Below are 16,799 nucleotides of genomic sequence, written 5' to 3'. Positions count from 1 at the left end.
GTAATCATGACTACAGAACCATTGCTATCTATTGATGATCTCAATGTGACAATCAAGCTTCGCAAGGGGCAGGTCACTCCATTGCGCGGCGTGAGCCTCGATGTTATGCCGGGAGAGACACTAGGCATAGTTGGTGAATCGGGCTGTGGCAAGACGATGACCGCGCTGTCCATCATGGGCTTATTGCCGCAGATGGGGCAGGTATCGAGTGGCAAGATTACCTTCAAAGGTCGGGTCCTGACGGCACTGGAGCAAAAGGATGCGCGCCGGGTACGGGGACTGGAAATCGGCATGATTTTCCAGGACCCGCTGACCAGTTTGAATCCGACGATGAAGATCGGGGATCAAGTTGCCGAACCGTTGCGGGTGCATCGCGGAGTATCGAAGGCTGAAGGTCGGCAAGCTGCTATCGATGTGTTACGCAAAGTTGGTATGCCACGTCCGGAAGCAATAGTCAACGATTATCCGCATCAGCTATCTGGAGGTATGCGGCAGCGTGTGATGATCGCGATGGCATTGATTTGCCAGCCAGCGTTGTTGATCGCAGACGAGCCGACGACGGCGTTGGACGTAACGATTCAACGCCAGATACTGGATTTGTTGGATTCGTTGAAGAAGGAATTCAACACCGCAGTTATTTTGGTAACCCACGATTTGGGAGTAGTCGCCGGACGTGCAGACCGGGTTGCAGTGATGTATGCCGGTAAAGTTGTAGAGATTGGTGCGACGGCTGAAATTTTCGCCCATCCACAACACCAATACACGCGGTCATTGATGGCGGCTTTGCCGGAGAATACAAAGGATACTCGGCAAGAGCTATACACAATTCCTGGGATGCCGCCGTCGTTAAGGGAAACGCTGGTAGGGTGCCCGTTCGCGCCCCGGTGTCCTCGCACCATTGAAAAATGCCATACGGAAACCCCGCAGTTAGTGATGACAGCGGTCAACGGGATGACACATTCTCATTCGTGTTGGAATCCGGCGGGTGCCCCACTTGAGCGTCCAACGTCAGTACGGAAAATGCGTGATGTCGCAAGTCAACCTATCATGTGTTCGGTAAAAGACGTATCAAAGCTCTACCCAGCAATGGGTGGCAAATTGTTCCGCCGAAGAATCGGATCTGTCCATGCGGTATCTCATGTTTCTCTGGATGTCCACGAAGGGGAAACTCTTGGAATCGTGGGAGAATCAGGATGTGGCAAGTCAACTTTAGGGCGGATTATTTCAGCTCTTGAGCCGGCCAGCGAGGGACACATTGTGATTAATGGTCGGGATATTGCGCAGGCTTCACGCAGTGAGTTGAAGAAACTCCGGCGCAACGTCCAGATGATGTTCCAGGATTCCTTTGCTGCTATGGATCCACGCATGCGGGTGGATGAAATTTTGACTGAGCCGTTAAAAATACAGCGAATGGGCTCCGCAGCTGAGCAACAAGAGCGCGCCGATACTTTGGTAGGAAAGATTGGAATTGAACAAGATGCCATGTGGAAATATCCGCATGAGTTTTCGGGTGGTCAGCTACAACGTATTGGCTTAGCGCGTTCGCTGATGATGGAGCCACGGCTGATTGTTTGTGATGAGCCGGTGTCAGCTCTTGACGTATCGGTTCAAGCCCAAGTACTGAATGTGATGCGGCGACTGCAAGAAGAGCATTCACTTACCTACATTTTCATCTCTCACGATTTGTCAGTAGTGAAATATATTTCTGACCGAATCGCGGTGATGTACTTGGGTAAAATCGTGGAGATAGGGCCGGCTGCAGACATTGTGAGCTCGCCAAAACATCCTTATACTCAGGCTTTGATCGAAGCAATTCCAGTTGCCGATCCAGCGCATAAACCAAAAGAAATAGTCCATTTGACGGGCGAACCGGCATCGGCAGTTAATCCGCCGGAAGGTTGCCGGTTTAAGAATCGGTGTCCATTCGCTACTGAATTATGTGACACAGAACCGCTCTTGACTGATGGCTTCCACCAAGTTGCTTGCCACTATCCGTTGCGGTGAGTGCGATGACTATAAAAATAGGTGCGGATATTGGCGGAACCACCATGGCTGTCGCCCAAGTGAATGACGATGGACAGATTTTTGATCGGATCGAAATTCCGAGTCCAGCCCGTGAATCTGGTTTTGCTGTTGTACGGGAGCTGAAGCAGATTGTCTCATCTCGTTGGCCGCAGGCGACATCTGTAGGAATCGGGGCGGCAGGCGTGATTGATGCCGAAGGTAATATTCTTACTGCCTCCGATTCTTTCCGCAACTGGGCAGGGTTTGCGTTACGTGCGCAAGTACAATGTGCGTTAGAAATCCCGGTAGGTGTAGAAAATGATGTCAATGCATTCTTGTTAGGTGAGACGTTATGCGGGACCGTTGCTGGCGAAACTGACTGTTTAGGAGTCATGTTAGGTACCGGTGTCGGTGGAGCAATTATGCTCGATGGAAAGATCCTTCACGGTCCGCGGGGAGCCGCGGCTGAAATAGGACACATGCCTGGCTTTGGTTCACTTCCGTGTACCTGCGGTGGTAGTGGACATGTGGAGACGACGTCGTCGGGTCGCTCAATTGCTCGGTTATACTCCCAAGCCACTGGCAACAAGGTGACTTCTGCTCGAGAAGTCTCGCAGGCGGCACAACAAGGCGACCAGATCGCCGTCGAGACCCTTGTAAATGCCGGACGATATGTTGCGCTCGCGATTATCCAAACCGCAACTATTCTTGATCTAGATTCGGTTGTGGTTGGTGGCGGGGTAACTCGTGATTGGGAGTATCTCTCCGTCGGTTTTGCCGATGTTATAGAACAAAACCCATTGGTTTCGGGGACGCGGCTAGTTATCCATAAATCTATTCTTGGAGGAGACGCTGTTCTTATTGGTGCAGCGCGGAAGGGAGCCGAGTTGTGCTGAACTTCGACGAACGTGTGGGCAACCGTCAGGACGTATCGTATCCGCCCACGCCAGTACCTCAGTGGTATCGGGACGCTAAAGTTGGGCTGATGATCCATTGGGGAATCTATTCGATTCCGGCATGGGCGGTTACAAGTGATGAACATTTTTCCCCAGCTGAAGAATATGCTTTTCATCGCTATGCGGAATGGTACGGAAATACAGTACGTATTCCCGGATCACCAACAGCGTTGCTTCATCGGGCGCGGTACGGTCAACGTTCCTATGAAGATTTGGTGGATATCTGGCAGATTCGTGACGATGCAGTAGCAAACATGGTGAATCTAGCTGTGCGTGCCGGAGCGCGTTATGTTGTTCCAACTACGAAACACCACGATGGGCTGTGTTTGTGGAACACACAGACGACGGATTTTTCTACTGTTAAACGAGGTCCCGGCGTCGATATTATTAGTCAATGCGGACAGGCGGTACGCCAGGCTGGGCTTCGGCTGGGACTGTATTTTTCCGGTGCACTAGATTGGCACGCTAGTAATTTCGGGCCGATTACTTCTGATGAGGAGCTGTTCGCATTCCGGCGTAACGATCCGGAGTTTGCACAATACGCGGCCACCCAACTTCGTGAACTCATTGATATTTACCATCCGGACTATATTTGGAATGATATTGATTGGCCAGATGGTGGAAAGGGACCCGAACTATACGGTTTATCTGCGTTGTTTACGCAATATTTTCAGACTGTTCCAAACGGGGTAATAAATGACCGATGGGGAGTGCCAGCTCAAGGTGTACTAACCCGTGAATATCGTGATGTTTTAGGGGTGATGGATCGACCATGGGAAGCTGTGCGCGGACTAGGTAAGTCTTTTGGCTACAATGCAGATGAAGATGAATCTGTAATGCTCAGTGGCCCAGATTTGGTGCGATATCTGGTGGATGTGGTTGCAAAGAACGGCAATTTACTAATCAATATCGGGCCCAAGGCAGATGGAACGGTACCTGATATTCAGCAGCAATCGCTGGAATATATGGGGCAATGGTTACGTGTTTTTGGTGAGGGCATCTACGGGACGCGGCCGTGGGGTCCGGGATTACTTGACGGCTGTTATTTCACCTGTTCAACTGGAGCTGATGACGTGGTCTATGTACTGTACGAGCCGGACCGCGAGGTAGTGTTACCAGAAAAGCTACGGGATCGAAAAATAATTCCACTCGGGAGTGGTGATGGCATGCAGTGGCCTATTGTTGTGGCGAAGTTGGTGGATTGAAATATTCCCTAATTGTAGAGATAAAACTTGAGCTCGAATTTTATCGTATAGTTACTATACGTAATATTTATTGCATAATGGCGAAAAAGGGCAACGCATGTGCTTAGATCTTCAAAATGAGCTTTTAGATAAATCTCAAGAATTGTTTACGCTGGCAGTAGAGCTCTATAACCGTCCCACAATCAAATATCATGCAGAAGGATGTGCGATCTTTTTATGTAGTGCGTGGGAATTAATGCTCAAGGCTGAGATATGTAAGCGGTCTGGGAATAAGGCGTTATTTTATTCGGGAACAGGCAGGACATTATCGCTTTCGGATTGCTTAAAGAAAATATTTACGAATGAGAACGATCCATTACGCAAGAATATGGATAAAGTTATTGAGCTTCGCAACACGAGCACACACTTTATTACTATGGAGTATGAAATTTTTTATGGACCGATTTTGCAAGCGTGTGTTTCTAACTATGCTGAAAAAATAGAAGAACTGCACGGGCGATGTATGAGCGACATTATGCCGGAGAATTATCTGAATTTATCGGTTAATCGCACTGTTGTAGACGAGGATAAAGTTCGAGCGAAGTATTCTCCGGAAATAGCGGAAAAACTACTCCTTCAATACAACAGTATTACCCAAGATATTGGTGAGGGGAACGAGCGCTATGCTTCTTTTTATCAAACAAACCTTATTGTCGTGAAGAATCCTAAAAAAGCCGATTTGGCCGTGCGCTTGTACTCGGAAAGTGAAGCTGGTTTGGCAATTGGTAAGCAGTTAATAAATCCATCAGAGAAGTATATTTATACGTATAACAAAGCGTGTCATGCTATTTCGAAAAGGATTCGAAAAAGTGACATCATATTTCTCTATAAAGGAAAACCGCAAGATAGATTTAACAGTTTCCATTTTAAGCAATTTGTTGACTTCTACGACATGAAGAACGACTTACGTTTTGCGTTTAATCGAGCAACGCGAGGTGAAGAACCAGCATATATTTATTCTGAACAAGTTATTCAGTTTGTGGTTGAAGAAATACGGAAGAACCCAAAAATTATAGACTTACTCGTAAATAAGCAAAATAAAAGGAACGACCCCCAGGAGCAAGGGAATTCTCAGTGATGAAACACTTACCCCCATTCGGGGACCCAGCTAAACCCTTCACAAGCATCATTCCTTTTATAACGAACATAATAACAGAAAACTAGTGTTAATACAGTGGAAAATGTATTTTAAAGTGAGATAATAATCAGTAAGGATACGAGGAAAGATGCTTGAGGTTATCGCATTAAATGCGCACGATGCGCTCGCGGCTGCTCAAGGTGGAGCAGATCGAATCGAATTGGTTGGCACAATGGACCAAGACGGATTATCTGCAACGGTTGAACAGGTGCGGCACATTCGCGAAGTATCCGATATTCCTATTCGTGCGATGGTGCGCGATCAAGCTGGCTTCATGCCTGGGAGCAAAGAAACGCTTGCTGCTACTGCTCGAGAACTTGTGCAGGCTGGGGTAGAAGCGCTTGTTGTTGGCTGGGTTCGAGACGGACAACTAGATACAAAAACCTTGCAGGAGGTTCTCGCTGATGTTCCTGGTTGTGAATTAACGATTCATCGCGCGATAGACAATGTGGCAGATTATGCTGCTGGCTGGCATCAGATTCTGAGCCTGTCTCACGTGACAAGTGTGCTCACTGCTGGCTCGGCAGCGGGAGTTACTGCTGGTATGGATAACCTGCTTGCACAAGCGGTGAATCCGCAGGCGCGGGAGCTTATGATGGTCGGTGGTGGATTACATCTCGAGCATCTCCCAGCTTTGAAAGACGCAGGTATCCATAAGTTCCATGTTGGTTCTGCAGTGCGTGGCGGTAGTTTTGCGAATCCAATCGATCCGCGACTAGTCGAATCTTGGGCGGTAGCGACGGGTGTCTTATAATAGACCTATGCCAGTTAAACAATCCGCAATTCACGTTGTTACGATCGCCTACAATCCGGGGCCGGAATTGGATGCGATGGTTTTCTCGCTTCTGGAAGCTGGCCGGCAGGTAGACGATGTGAGTGGTGATCTTGGAGTCTCGCTGACGATTGTGGATAACGGTACCGAGACTGAGCGGGTTGATGCGCTCGCGGAACAATATCGGGATCAGTTGCAGGTTCGCGTGCTACGCCCAGGAGAGAATCTCGGGTATGGCCGAGCCGCAAATTTAGGTCTCGACGACGTAGCCGAACCGTGGGTCTGTGTTGCTAATCCAGATACGGTTTTTAAACCGGGTGCATTAGCGGCGATGGTTGCCGCTGGGCAACGCTGGCCGCAAGCAGGAATTTTCGGTCCGCAGCTTTTAGAAAGCAATGGAAACGTTTACCCTTCGGCACGTGCTTTACCAAGTATTCGCAACGGAATTGGGCATGCTGTTTTCGCGCATATATGGCCACATAATCCATGGACGAAGGCATATCATGGCTCGACAACCGGAGAGCATGTGACCGGGTGGCTCTCTGGGGCGTGCCTAGTTATCCGAGCCTCTGTTTGGCGTGAAATTGGCGGTTTCGATCCGCGTTTCTTCATGTTCTTTGAAGACGTCGATTTGGGCAGGCGTGCGGGCGAAGCCGGATATGCTAGCGTGTATGTTCCCTCCGCCGTCGTCGTCCACGAACAAGGCGCTTCCTGGAAAGCCCGTCCGGCACGAATGATACGTGCCCACCACGAATCTGCTAAACAGTATCTTGCTGGGGCATATCCGGGAATGAAGTTTGCTCCACTCCGAGGTGTGCTGGGACTAGGCTTGGATATGCGTGCGTGGTGGCAAACGCGTGATAACGAATAGTTATGTGAAATTTTGTGCACAAGCCAACGTTGTCAATGCTGACAATTCTCATTACTTAGCGACAGTTAAGATTTATTTGCACTGAAGGGTTATTCTTCAAAAGTATTCATATCAAAGGGGATAATTGCGCTATGAAACATACAATGTTACAACGCGAAGTAATCGCACATCGTGGTCTTAACCATCGTGCACCGGAAAACACGCTTGCTGCGTTCCGTCTTGCGGCTGAAAGTGGCTGCAAGTGGTTTGAAACCGACGTCGACATTATGGCAGACGGTACACCAATTATTCTGCACGATACCTTGTTAGATCGCACCACCAACAAATCAGGGTATTTCTACGATCTTACTGCTAAGGATCTGCCGAGCATCGATGCTGGCTCCTGGTTCTCGTCTGAATATGCCGGCGAGCCAATGCCAACGCTTCATCAACTCGTAGATTTGATGAACGAAACCGGCATGAACGCCAACATTGAGCTCAAGTCTAATGAGCGAGGCAAGGCCATGTCGCTTCAGATGATCGAGAATACGCTAGCAGAACTGGACCGCCTCGATCCAGAGCGTGAGATCATCATTTCGTCGTTCAACCACCTGCTTCTCCATCACGTACATGAAATGCGCCCGGATATCCCGATCGGTGCATTGTTCGTTGTTGATAACCTGTGGCCAGACTGGAAGTCCATCTTGGAACTCGTAGGAGCCTCCTACATCCATCCAGAGGATGCAAAGCTTACCCCAGAGCTCATCTCCCAATTCCGGGAAGCTGGATACGGCGTAAACGTCTGGACCGTCAATGGAAAAGACCGCGCAAACGAACTGTTCAACTGGGGTGCGACCGGAGTCTTTACCGACATTGCAGATGAATTCTTGAAGTAACCATCCACCTATATCTCACCGTTATAACGCCTATCAGGAGCAGGAAGGCAGTATACCTTCCCGCTCCTGACTGGTTGTATTGACTGAAAATTTTTTAAAACTTGACGCTAGTAGCAACGGTGCTACTACCAACACAGAAAGTGAAAAATAATGACAGAAAGCGTAACGTCATCTGGACGTTTGCCTAAGTTCCTACAGCGAGGCAAAATCGGTGCGTTCTTGACTATCGTCCTGACTGGCCAGCTGGTATATGTTTCGTTCGAAGCGTTTAAAGGCGCGTTGCTTCTGCCTTTGTCCGAGTCGCTCGGAATTAGCATTGACCAATTCGGTATTTTATTCGGCTGGATCGGCATTGCGATGTTCTTCTATGTGCCAGCGGGCTGGGTGAACAATCGTTTCACTATTCGTTCAATCCTGATTGCATTCGCTGGATGGCGTCTTGTCACATTCCTTATTTTGTACTTGGTACCAGGTATTCCATTTAAGGCTATGGTTGTTATTGCAGCTAGCTGGGGCATCTGGGATGCAATCGGCTGGCCAGCAGTGGTTAATGGTGTCGTATTTATCGCAAAAGACGAAGATATTAAGGGTCGTGGTTTAGCAATGGGTCTGCTTGAAACCATTCGCCGCGCACTCGAATTTGCTATGAACGCAATTATCTTGGTGTTCATTGGACTGTATCCAGATAACGCAGTCAGCATTATGAAGGGCTTCGGAATCGGATATGCCCTTTTACTCATCCCGATCATTATTGCTCTGCTTCGCTACGTACCAAAGAACGCAATTGCTAAGAGTGTTCAGATCAGCGATAAGAAGGCTGGTAAGAATGTCGCTGCGCTAGCGGGTCTGATCAACGTATTGCTCAAGCCACGCGTGTGGATGGCAGGCATGGCAGCTATGTGTCTGTACTGGACGTACGTCAACCTCATCTACCTGTCGGCGCCATACATCAAGCTGGTATTCAACGCTTCGGATGCTGTTGCGGGTGCTTTCGGTATTTTCAATACTGGTCTTATTGGTGTGTTTGCTGGTCTTATTTCAGGTATCGTTGCGGACTATGTCTTTAAGTCCTCGACAGTCATGCTGGGCGTATCTTTGGCGGTGACTGCGGGTGGCGCATTCACCGTGTCGTTGTTGCCGGCTGGTTCTCAATCGATGTGGCTAGCTATGGTTCTGCTGATGATCATGGCTATCGGAATCTTTATGGGTAAGGCTGTTATTCTTGCTCCGATCGCGGAGCTCCATCTGCCTGAACATATTTCTGGTTCGGCTATGTCGGTCGGTTCATTTGCGGCTTTCGCCTCAGTGCTCTGGGCACACCGAATGACTGCAGGTTTGGTGGAAGCTCACAAGGCGGATCCATACGTCGGTTACCAGCAGATCTTGTGGATCACGGTATTGGTAGCAGCGATCGGTGCTGCCTGCGCGATCGTTTTGGCGATTGTTAACAATCGCCTAGAGAAGGCTGGAAAGCTGGATATTGCTGGCGACAACGAAATCCTCGCTGTTGCAGCTGAGGTTGAAGACTAGTCTTCGCTCAGACGTAAAATAATCCGCATCTGGCGGGAATCGGGTTTGCCGTTCCTACTAGATGCGGATTATTAATTTAGTTAGTTTTACTGGCCGTTCTTGGCGTACTTAGCTTCGACGGCGTCTTTTGCTGGACGCCACCAAGCTTCGTTGGCCTTGTACCATTCGATGGTGTTGTGCAGGCCGTCAGCGAAGTTCTTAAACGACGGCTGCCATCCGGTTTCTTCAACGAGCTTGGAATTATCGATAGCATAACGCTGATCGTGTCCGGGGCGATCATTGACGTGATCGAAATCGTCAGCTGGTCGGCCGAATTCTTCCAGAATCATCTGGGTGACTTGGAGGTTGTTGAGTTCGCCGTCGGCACCAATCAAGTAGGTTTCGCCGAGGCGACCCTTGTTAATAATGGCCCAGACAGCGGTGTTGTGGTCGCGCACGTGGATCCAGTCGCGGATCTGCTCGCCTGTGCCGTAAATGCGGGGCCGAATGCCGTCCATCAGGTTAGTGACGGTACGCGGAATGAACTTTTCAACGTGCTGGTAGGGGCCATAGTTGTTCGAGCAGTTGGAGATCGTTGCTTCGATCCCAAAGGAGCGTACCCAGGCGCGTACAAGGTGATCTGACGCAGCTTTTGATGACGAGTATGGACTTGATGGCACGTAGGGGTCACCCGGCTGGAAACGACGTGGTTCGCCGATCTCAAGGTCGCCATAGACTTCGTCAGTGGAGATGTGGTGGAACCGGGTGCCGTGACGGCGAACGGCTTCGAGGAGCTCGAACGTGCCCACAATATTGGAGCGGATGAACGGGGACGGATCGTTGAGAGAGTTGTCGTTGTGTGATTCAGCAGCGAAGTTGACGACGACGTCGGCATCCTTCACGAGTGGATCAACAGTGTCCCGATCAGCAATATCGCCTTCGATAAGTGTTACCCGGTCGAGGCCAGCGATCGAAGCTGGATTACCAGCGTAGGTGAGTTTGTCCAAGACGACGACGTCGGTGTCGGGCATGGTCTCAACGGTTTGGTGGACGAAGTTCGCACCAATAAATCCGGCTCCGCCGGTGACGAGTACTTTCATTATTTCTCCTTAATTATGTGAACGAATTAGTCAGCTTTAACGGTGATTTCGGGGAAGGCCTTGATCAAGCCAGAAGTCTTTGCGTCAGATCCTACTTGAAGAACTAAAGCGTTCTTTTTATGTGCCAGAGTTATTCCTGAAGAAGTGCTGAGGAGAACGCTGAAAACAAATTGACCTTCGCCAAGATAGAAATTTGGGATAGTAATATCGATAGTTCCAGTAGATGAAACTGGCTGAAGTTTTTGATCAAGGTTGGCACTATTCATTGTGAAAATTTTTGTGCCGTCGAGGGCTTCTATACTCAGTTCTAGCGTGTAATCATGAAGCGGAACTTGGGTGGAAATATCTGTTGAAATAGTGAGGTCATTGCCTGAAAGGAACAAATCAACGCCACTAGGGAGTGTTGTGAATCCACTAGCTCGCACATCGGTAATTTTGAGATTGTGGAGTGATTCTTCAGCTTCGGGAGGGATGCTTGCATTTTTAGCTCGATCGGCCTGAATCTGTTTCGCGTATGACTTGTGAAGAATGTTCATAGATTCACGAGTGGGGCCAATAGTAATAAGCTTGCCTTTTTGAAGGACTAGAGCGCGATCGCACATTTCAACAATTTGGTCTGGCGAATGGGAAACTAAAATAATGGAGCGGCCGTCCTCTTGGAACTGTCGGATACGTTCCATACATTTGCGCTGGAAAGGTTCATCTCCCACAGCAAGGACTTCATCGACTAAGAGAATGTCTGGATTTGAATGGACAGCAACTGAGAAGGCAAGTCGCACATACATTCCAGAAGAATAAAATTTCACCTGGGTATTGATAAAATCGGAAATTCCAGAAAAGTCAATGATGGAATCTATCTGGTCATCGATTTCTTCTTCGCTCAGGCCCATAATGGATGCATTAAGGAAGATGTTTTCCATTCCAGTAAGATCGGGATGGAATCCTGCCCCAAGTTCAAGAAGAGCTGCAATGCGGCCGCGAACCTTAACACTCCCTGAATCGGGAGAGATAATTCCACCAATAAGTTTGAGTAGCGTAGACTTTCCGGAGCCATTGGCGCCAGTTAGCCCGAGGGATTCGCCAGCTTGTACCGAGAAAGAAACATCATCAAGTGCGGTGTAGCGCTCGATGTGTTTACGGTTACGTCCAGCATTAACGATGCGTTCTTTAAGCGATTTATCTTTACGTAAAACAAATTTTTTAGAGACGCTATCTACTTTAATAACGTCTAAAGGTTCTGGTGCTACGTTAAATGTCATTATAGATCCTGAGCGAAATTACGTTGTGCATGGGCAAAATAGCGTTGAGCAAGAATGCATAAAACAATACCGACGGCAAGGGCGGTGAAGTTTCGAGTTAGCAAATCGGGAGGGAGTTGTGCACCATTGTCCATCCCTGCCTTCCATGTTCCAGCTTGAAAAGCAGATACGGCTATGGTGATTGGGTTCCAACTATAAATGAGTGCAATGGTCTCACTTGCAACGTTAGCTACCATCTCATAAGAATAAACTATCGGGCTTAACCACATTCCGATGAGTAAACCGACTTCGACTAAATATTGGGTATCGCGCATACTGACGTTAACTGCAGACAACCATAAAGCTAGCGCGACGCCCCAAACGAAAAGAACGAGTGATGCTAGGGGTACATAAAGAATGAAAGAAGTTAAAGAAATACCACGGATCACAAGTGCGCCGATGATCAATACCAACATTTGAGCACAGAAGTTTACGAAGGCAGCTCCCGCGCTAGCTAGAGGAAAAATCTCTCGTGGCAGATAAACTTTTTTGATAATTCCACCATTGGAAACGATCGATTGTGTTCCCATTGCAACAATTTCATTGAACAATGCCCAAGCAGTTAGTCCTGCGAAGACGTAAATTCCAAAATCTGGTATCCCGCGTTCTGCGCCAAGAATTTTTCCGATTGCAAAATAGTAAATGAAAAGCTGCACTAGTGGCCGGATTAAAGTCCAGGTGAAACCAAGGAAAGAGTCTTTATATTTTGCTTTAAGTTCGCGACGGATGAGAAGCATCAGGAGATTTCGATGGTTCCAAACATCGAGCCATGATGGGATTAAGCCATGAATGAAGCTAGAATCAGGCGAAACTGTGTGCATTTCTTCAGTGGCAAGGCGCTTAAACCTTTGCTGAGCAGAAGAGCCCGGTTTTCGGTTGGCGTTATGTTCTTGCATTGATATCCAATCGTTTCGGTATTCCTAAATCTATAGTAATGCTCGACTGGCTAAATAGTGGACATGTGAGATAGACATAGTTGAAGTCGGAGTATGTACTATGAGTAATCAGGGTAGCATTAAGTAGTGATTACATCTTATTAAATTTAGGGAGATCGTAGTGAATTCGCTGTTTATTATTGGTGAAGATCAGAGTTTTTCACAGCAGTGGTCGCCATATCTACAAAGTGACGCGCGTGTAGAGAAAGTTGTACCTGGGGAGTTTACTAATGTTTTCGACCAGATGTCTTTCCCCGGTGTTGTTGTGATAATCCCGCAGGTAGCTGCGATTCCGGGAGAGTTAATCGCGACTGTTATGGATAAAGGATTAGATTACTTGAGTGCCGGTAAGAATGTTGTCTTTACTGGCGATGGATATGAAGGGCAATCTTTATCGACGGCTGCTGCTGCATATTTTTTCAATGCTGAAGACATCCATTATATTGGGGGGCTCGATGCTTCACTTGATGCGCAGACGATGGCGATGGATGTAATGTTCCGGCTAAGTGCTCGAGGATATGTCATTGAACGTCGTCGGATGGCCGGATTGAAATCCAACTTGCCGTCTGTCTTGTTATATATGAACGTTCTTTCCCGAAATCTTGATCCACAGGTGCAAGCTTATGAACTTGCACCGTTGGTACTAGGTGTTCTGTCGGGGGCGATGACTGGTGTTGATATTTCTACTTTAGACTTGCAACTGTCGCCAGGCGACGAAGCTAATCGAGAACTCACGCTTCCCTCTCGTGCGTTATCTGGAGCGCGCTTGATTCGTAAATGGACTAAAGGGATGAAGTGTACCAATGCTGCAAGTCAGATTAACTTTCCTATGAATCGAATACCCGGGAAGCGATTGCCTGGGCTATCCGATTTCATTGATGAAATGTGGGCGAGTACTGGACTGAATCCAGCTTATATTTCTGTGTTGCGTGAGTCTTTTGCCGATATCTCACCGTATAATCATCCGGATATTTTATTTGTTTGTCCGTTTAAAGATAAAATCTCCTACGATCGGATGATGGAGGTCAGTTCCCTTCTTCCTACTGATGCTTATATGTGGGACACGGGCAATAGTGAGCTTTTCCAATGCTCAGCGGGAAAGCTGAGGAGGGTGGAAAAAGTCCAAGGGATTTTTGAGCAAATGTCCGTTATTGTTTTGATTGGATCGCCGTTGCGCGATGTGATTGGAATTCGAAATACTCATGCAATGATGATTCTTGATATGACAACAACAGATATTTTATCGCTGATGCAAAATGATTATCGAAGTTTTACTGAAGGTGTCACCGAAACGTCTGTGCAAACGTGGAATGAAACGATTGAATATATGGATCGGATTATTGTTTCTTCGCCAAAACAACGAGATCTTTACCTTGGTTATATTGCTGGGCTTAAACGGCTTAATGCCATGGCTTACGACGAGGATCACGCATACAACTCCCTTGTCGCTATTGAAGAGGGGAATGCAGAGATCATTTCTGCTATTAAACATCCACTAAAAGCACTCGATAACGTTGAATCTGTTCCGCTTTATCAGAAGACTCCTTACGGTATGTTAGCAAAGCGAACTGCCAAGGGTGTAGTGAACGAGCTGGCAAAGAAAACTGGGAACGTGGTGGATAAAGCGAAGGGAAGTGTTCAGAAATGACAAAAGTTTCGGTCATCCTGGTTAATTACCGTGGTGCACAAGATACGATTGATGCAGTCAAATATTTACGCCAAACATCGTGGCCCCAAGACCAACTGGAAATTGTCGTTGTTGAAAATAATTCGGGCGATGATTCCCTAGCAAAGTTCCGCGAGCAAATTCCTAATGAAGTTATTGTCGATGCAGGGAAGAACCTTGGTTTTGCAGGTGGCTGTAATTTGGGTGTCGCTTCGTCAACCGGGGATGTTGTTGCCTTTTTGAATAATGATGCGCGCCCAGACGAAAATTGGATCAGCGCTGCAGTGGCACGTATTGAAGCAGATCCGAAAATCGGCTGTGTAGCCTCGAAAGTTCTAAACTGGGAAGGTGACAAAATTGACTACGTCGATGGCTCACTTACGTGGTTCGGTATGGGCTACAAGCGTGAAGCTGGCTGGGACTATGTTGGGCAAGGTAGCTCGGAAAAGAACGTGTTGTTCGCGACTGGCGCTGCAATGTTTGTTCCGCGTCATGTGTATGAAGAACTCGGCGGTTTCGATGAAAAATTCTTTATGTTCTATGAAGACGTCGATTTTGGCTGGCGTGTGACACTTGCAGGATACGATGTACGCTATGTTCCGACATCTATTGCTTATCACCGGCATCATGTCTCGATGAATAAATTCGGTAATTACCGTGAGCAGTATTTACTAGAACGCAATGCTTTGGCGTGTATTTATAAGAATCTAGGACCGGATCTTCTACGTACCGTGTTTGCTTCTGCACTGGCATTGGCGAATGAACGTGGTGCCTCGCGGGGGGAAAAAGAAATAGATACCGCTAATGCGGATGCATTTGCGGGTACACAGATTAAGAAGACTGCAGTTACGGGTGCATTTGCAGTTGGTTGGTTCAATGAAAATCTGGAGTACTTTGCTGCGCTGCGAAAGCAAGTTCAAGCAACACGTGTACGTGATGATTCAGAGATTTTGCCTTTAATGCGGGTAGCTTTGGAACCGCTCGAACCGTATTCAGCCTATCTTAATGCGCATAAGGAATTGGTTGATCATTTTGATATTGAGCAGAAATATTTCCGTCCATCACGCATTTTAGTTATTACTGGCGATATGCTCTCCGAAAAGATGGCTGGTCCAGCTATTCGTGCCTGGGAAATGGCAAAGCGTCTTAGCGAAAAACATCAAGTCAAACTATGTTCAACTACTGGTGTTATTGGCGTGGAATCAGCTGATTTTGATATCCATCTGGGTAGTAGCAAAGAGCTTCATGCTCTTGTTGACTGGTCTGATATCGTCATTTTTCAAGGGTTTTTACTTGAAGTCGCTCCATGGATTATAGATACAGATAAGATCTTGATCACTGATATTTATGACCCTATCCACCTCGAACAACTTGAACAAGCTAAAGACCAAGGTCCAAAGGGTCGTGACGATACGTTACTGTCAAGTACTAATGCGTTAAATCGACAGATTATTCGAGGTGATAGATTCCTATGCGCTTCGGAGAAACAACGTAACTTCTGGCTTGGACAACTAGCTGCAATGGGCCGAATCAATCGGAATTTTGTAGGTACTGGCAATAATCCTGAGTCTGTGATCGACATTGTGCCATTTGGATTAAATGAAGTACGCCCGGTACAGGATTATCATGCGATTAAGGGAAAGGTTCCTGGAATTTCGCTTGAAGATAAGGTTATTTTATGGGGTGGTGGAGTCTATAATTGGTTCGATCCGCTCACATTGATTCGGGCAGTTGACATTTTAGTAAAGAAGCACGACAACGTCCGAATGTATTTCCTTGGTGTGAAGCATCCTAATCCGGCGGTGCCGAAGATGAAGATGACACAACAGGCGATGGATCTTGCTGATGAACTTGGCCTGACCGGGAAGTATGTTTTCTTTAATCATGATTGGGTGGACTACAACATCCGCCACAACTATCTACTTGATGCAGACTGTGGAGTCTCAACTCACTTTGAACACATTGAAACCCAGTATTCATTCCGTACTCGGATTCTGGATTATTTATGGGCTGGATTGCCGATTGTAGCAACCGAAGGTGATTCTTTTGGTAATGCGTTAAACTCAGAAAATATTGGAATTTCTGTTCCGCCTGAAGACGTTGATGCGTTGGCAACCGCATTAGAGCGAATACTATTTGAGCCAGGCCTAGCGGACGATTTTAAGCGTAATATTGCGCGTTATTCGGTTCAATTTGAATGGAGAAATGCGCTCAAACCTTTACTCGATTTTGTGGATCATGCTCATCGTGCAGACGATCGGAAGACCGTTGAAGGAGATACAGTTCGTATCGATCTCCAGTTTGCGAAGGTGCCATTTAATCTATCCCGTGATGCCAAACTTGTGGTCGAGCACCTTAAAGCTGGTGGTCCAAAGCTATTAGCTGATAAAGTACGTTCCCGATTGCGCAAGCTTTTTTAATACGTGACAGC

At 47.4% G+C, this 16,799-nt stretch carries 13 protein-coding genes; 10 read left to right on the top strand and 3 right to left on the bottom strand.

Going from position 1 to position 16,799, the window contains the following annotated elements:
- The first annotated feature begins 6 nt into the window (after positions 1–6).
- The 8 genes from BLT51_RS01935 to BLT51_RS01900 all read left to right on the top strand — a co-directional run bounded on the left by BLT51_RS01935 (position 7) and on the right by BLT51_RS01900 (position 9,390).
- Positions 7–2,004, top strand: coding sequence for an ABC transporter ATP-binding protein (locus BLT51_RS01935; protein WP_091279246.1), 1,998 nt, complete (start codon positions 7–9; stop codon positions 2,002–2,004).
- 5 nt (positions 2,005–2,009) lie between these two features.
- Complete coding sequence (locus BLT51_RS01930; protein WP_091279243.1) at positions 2,010–2,900, top strand: ROK family protein; 891 nt, start codon at positions 2,010–2,012, stop codon at positions 2,898–2,900.
- On the top strand, positions 2,894–4,165 hold the full coding sequence (locus BLT51_RS01925; protein ID WP_091279240.1) for an alpha-L-fucosidase: 1,272 nt from the start codon (positions 2,894–2,896) through the stop codon (positions 4,163–4,165). The genes BLT51_RS01930 and BLT51_RS01925 overlap by 7 nt, the downstream gene beginning before the upstream one ends.
- A 97-nt stretch (positions 4,166–4,262) precedes the next feature.
- The gene (locus BLT51_RS01920; RefSeq protein ID WP_091279238.1) at positions 4,263–5,282 is read left to right on the top strand and encodes a DUF3644 domain-containing protein; all 1,020 of its coding nucleotides are present in this window, start codon (positions 4,263–4,265) and stop codon (positions 5,280–5,282) included.
- A gap of 148 nt (positions 5,283–5,430) precedes the next feature.
- Positions 5,431–6,096, top strand: coding sequence for a copper homeostasis protein CutC (locus tag BLT51_RS01915; RefSeq protein WP_091279237.1), 666 nt, complete (start codon positions 5,431–5,433; stop codon positions 6,094–6,096).
- A 7-nt stretch (positions 6,097–6,103) separates the two neighbouring features.
- Positions 6,104–6,985 carry a glycosyltransferase family 2 protein gene (locus BLT51_RS01910; RefSeq protein ID WP_091279235.1) on the top strand — a complete coding sequence of 294 codons (882 nt, stop codon included), beginning with the start codon at positions 6,104–6,106 and terminating at the stop codon, positions 6,983–6,985.
- Positions 6,986–7,116: 131 nt separating this feature from the next.
- Positions 7,117–7,860, top strand: a complete 744-nt coding sequence (locus BLT51_RS01905; RefSeq protein ID WP_091279233.1) for a glycerophosphodiester phosphodiesterase family protein — start codon at positions 7,117–7,119, stop codon at positions 7,858–7,860.
- A 150-nt stretch (positions 7,861–8,010) separates the two neighbouring features.
- A complete protein-coding gene (locus BLT51_RS01900) occupies positions 8,011–9,390 on the top strand; it encodes an MFS transporter (protein WP_091279232.1) in 1,380 nt (459 codons plus the stop codon).
- 86 nt (positions 9,391–9,476) lie between these two features.
- On the opposite strand, the gene rfbB is transcribed toward BLT51_RS01900, so the two are convergent.
- From rfbB to BLT51_RS01885, 3 genes are read right to left on the bottom strand one after another with little or no spacing between them, the layout of a single operon-like run.
- Entirely contained in the window at positions 9,477–10,469 is a 993-nt protein-coding gene (rfbB, locus tag BLT51_RS01895) for a dTDP-glucose 4,6-dehydratase (protein ID WP_091279230.1), read from the bottom strand.
- Between the two features lie 26 nt (positions 10,470–10,495).
- The gene (locus BLT51_RS01890; RefSeq protein WP_091279228.1) at positions 10,496–11,728 is read right to left on the bottom strand and encodes an ABC transporter ATP-binding protein; all 1,233 of its coding nucleotides are present in this window, start codon (positions 11,726–11,728) and stop codon (positions 10,496–10,498) included.
- Complete coding sequence (locus BLT51_RS01885; RefSeq protein ID WP_091279225.1) at positions 11,728–12,663, bottom strand: ABC transporter permease; 936 nt, start codon at positions 12,661–12,663, stop codon at positions 11,728–11,730. The genes BLT51_RS01890 and BLT51_RS01885 overlap by 1 nt, the downstream gene beginning before the upstream one ends.
- Before the next feature lie 160 nt (positions 12,664–12,823).
- Between BLT51_RS01885 and BLT51_RS01880 the strand changes: the two genes are divergently transcribed.
- Together BLT51_RS01880 and BLT51_RS01875 are read left to right on the top strand one after the other, a co-directional pair.
- Positions 12,824–14,350 carry a hypothetical protein gene (locus tag BLT51_RS01880; RefSeq protein WP_091279223.1) on the top strand — a complete coding sequence of 509 codons (1,527 nt, stop codon included), beginning with the start codon at positions 12,824–12,826 and terminating at the stop codon, positions 14,348–14,350.
- Complete coding sequence (locus BLT51_RS01875; protein ID WP_091279220.1) at positions 14,347–16,788, top strand: glycosyltransferase; 2,442 nt, start codon at positions 14,347–14,349, stop codon at positions 16,786–16,788. The genes BLT51_RS01880 and BLT51_RS01875 overlap by 4 nt, the downstream gene beginning before the upstream one ends.
- The last annotated feature ends 11 nt before the right edge of the window (positions 16,789–16,799 follow it).

Source organism: Arcanobacterium phocae (genome assembly GCF_900105865.1).
Classification (GTDB): Bacteria; Actinomycetota; Actinomycetes; order Actinomycetales; family Actinomycetaceae; genus Arcanobacterium; species Arcanobacterium phocae.
Note: the sequence above shows the minus strand (reverse complement) of the source record. Positions and strands in the feature narration are given on the sequence as shown.

Bases quoted from the DNA above. Each gene is read 5' to 3' on its own strand.
- BLT51_RS01935 (WP_091279246.1), top strand. From the start codon at position 7: ATGACTACAGAACCATTGCTATCTATTGATGATCTCAATGTGACAATC.
- BLT51_RS01930 (WP_091279243.1), top strand. From the start codon at position 2,010: ATGACTATAAAAATAGGTGCGGATATTGGCGGAACCACCATGGCTGTC.
- BLT51_RS01920 (WP_091279238.1), top strand. From the start codon at position 4,263: ATGTGCTTAGATCTTCAAAATGAGCTTTTAGATAAATCTCAAGAATTG.
- BLT51_RS01915 (WP_091279237.1), top strand. From the start codon at position 5,431: ATGCTTGAGGTTATCGCATTAAATGCGCACGATGCGCTCGCGGCTGCT.
- BLT51_RS01910 (WP_091279235.1), top strand. From the start codon at position 6,104: ATGCCAGTTAAACAATCCGCAATTCACGTTGTTACGATCGCCTACAAT.
- BLT51_RS01905 (WP_091279233.1), top strand. From the start codon at position 7,117: ATGAAACATACAATGTTACAACGCGAAGTAATCGCACATCGTGGTCTT.
- BLT51_RS01900 (WP_091279232.1), top strand. From the start codon at position 8,011: ATGACAGAAAGCGTAACGTCATCTGGACGTTTGCCTAAGTTCCTACAG.
- rfbB (WP_091279230.1), bottom strand. From the start codon at position 10,469: ATGAAAGTACTCGTCACCGGCGGAGCCGGATTTATTGGTGCGAACTTC.
- BLT51_RS01890 (WP_091279228.1), bottom strand. From the start codon at position 11,728: ATGACATTTAACGTAGCACCAGAACCTTTAGACGTTATTAAAGTAGAT.
- BLT51_RS01885 (WP_091279225.1), bottom strand. From the start codon at position 12,663: ATGCAAGAACATAACGCCAACCGAAAACCGGGCTCTTCTGCTCAGCAA.
- BLT51_RS01875 (WP_091279220.1), top strand. From the start codon at position 14,347: ATGACAAAAGTTTCGGTCATCCTGGTTAATTACCGTGGTGCACAAGAT.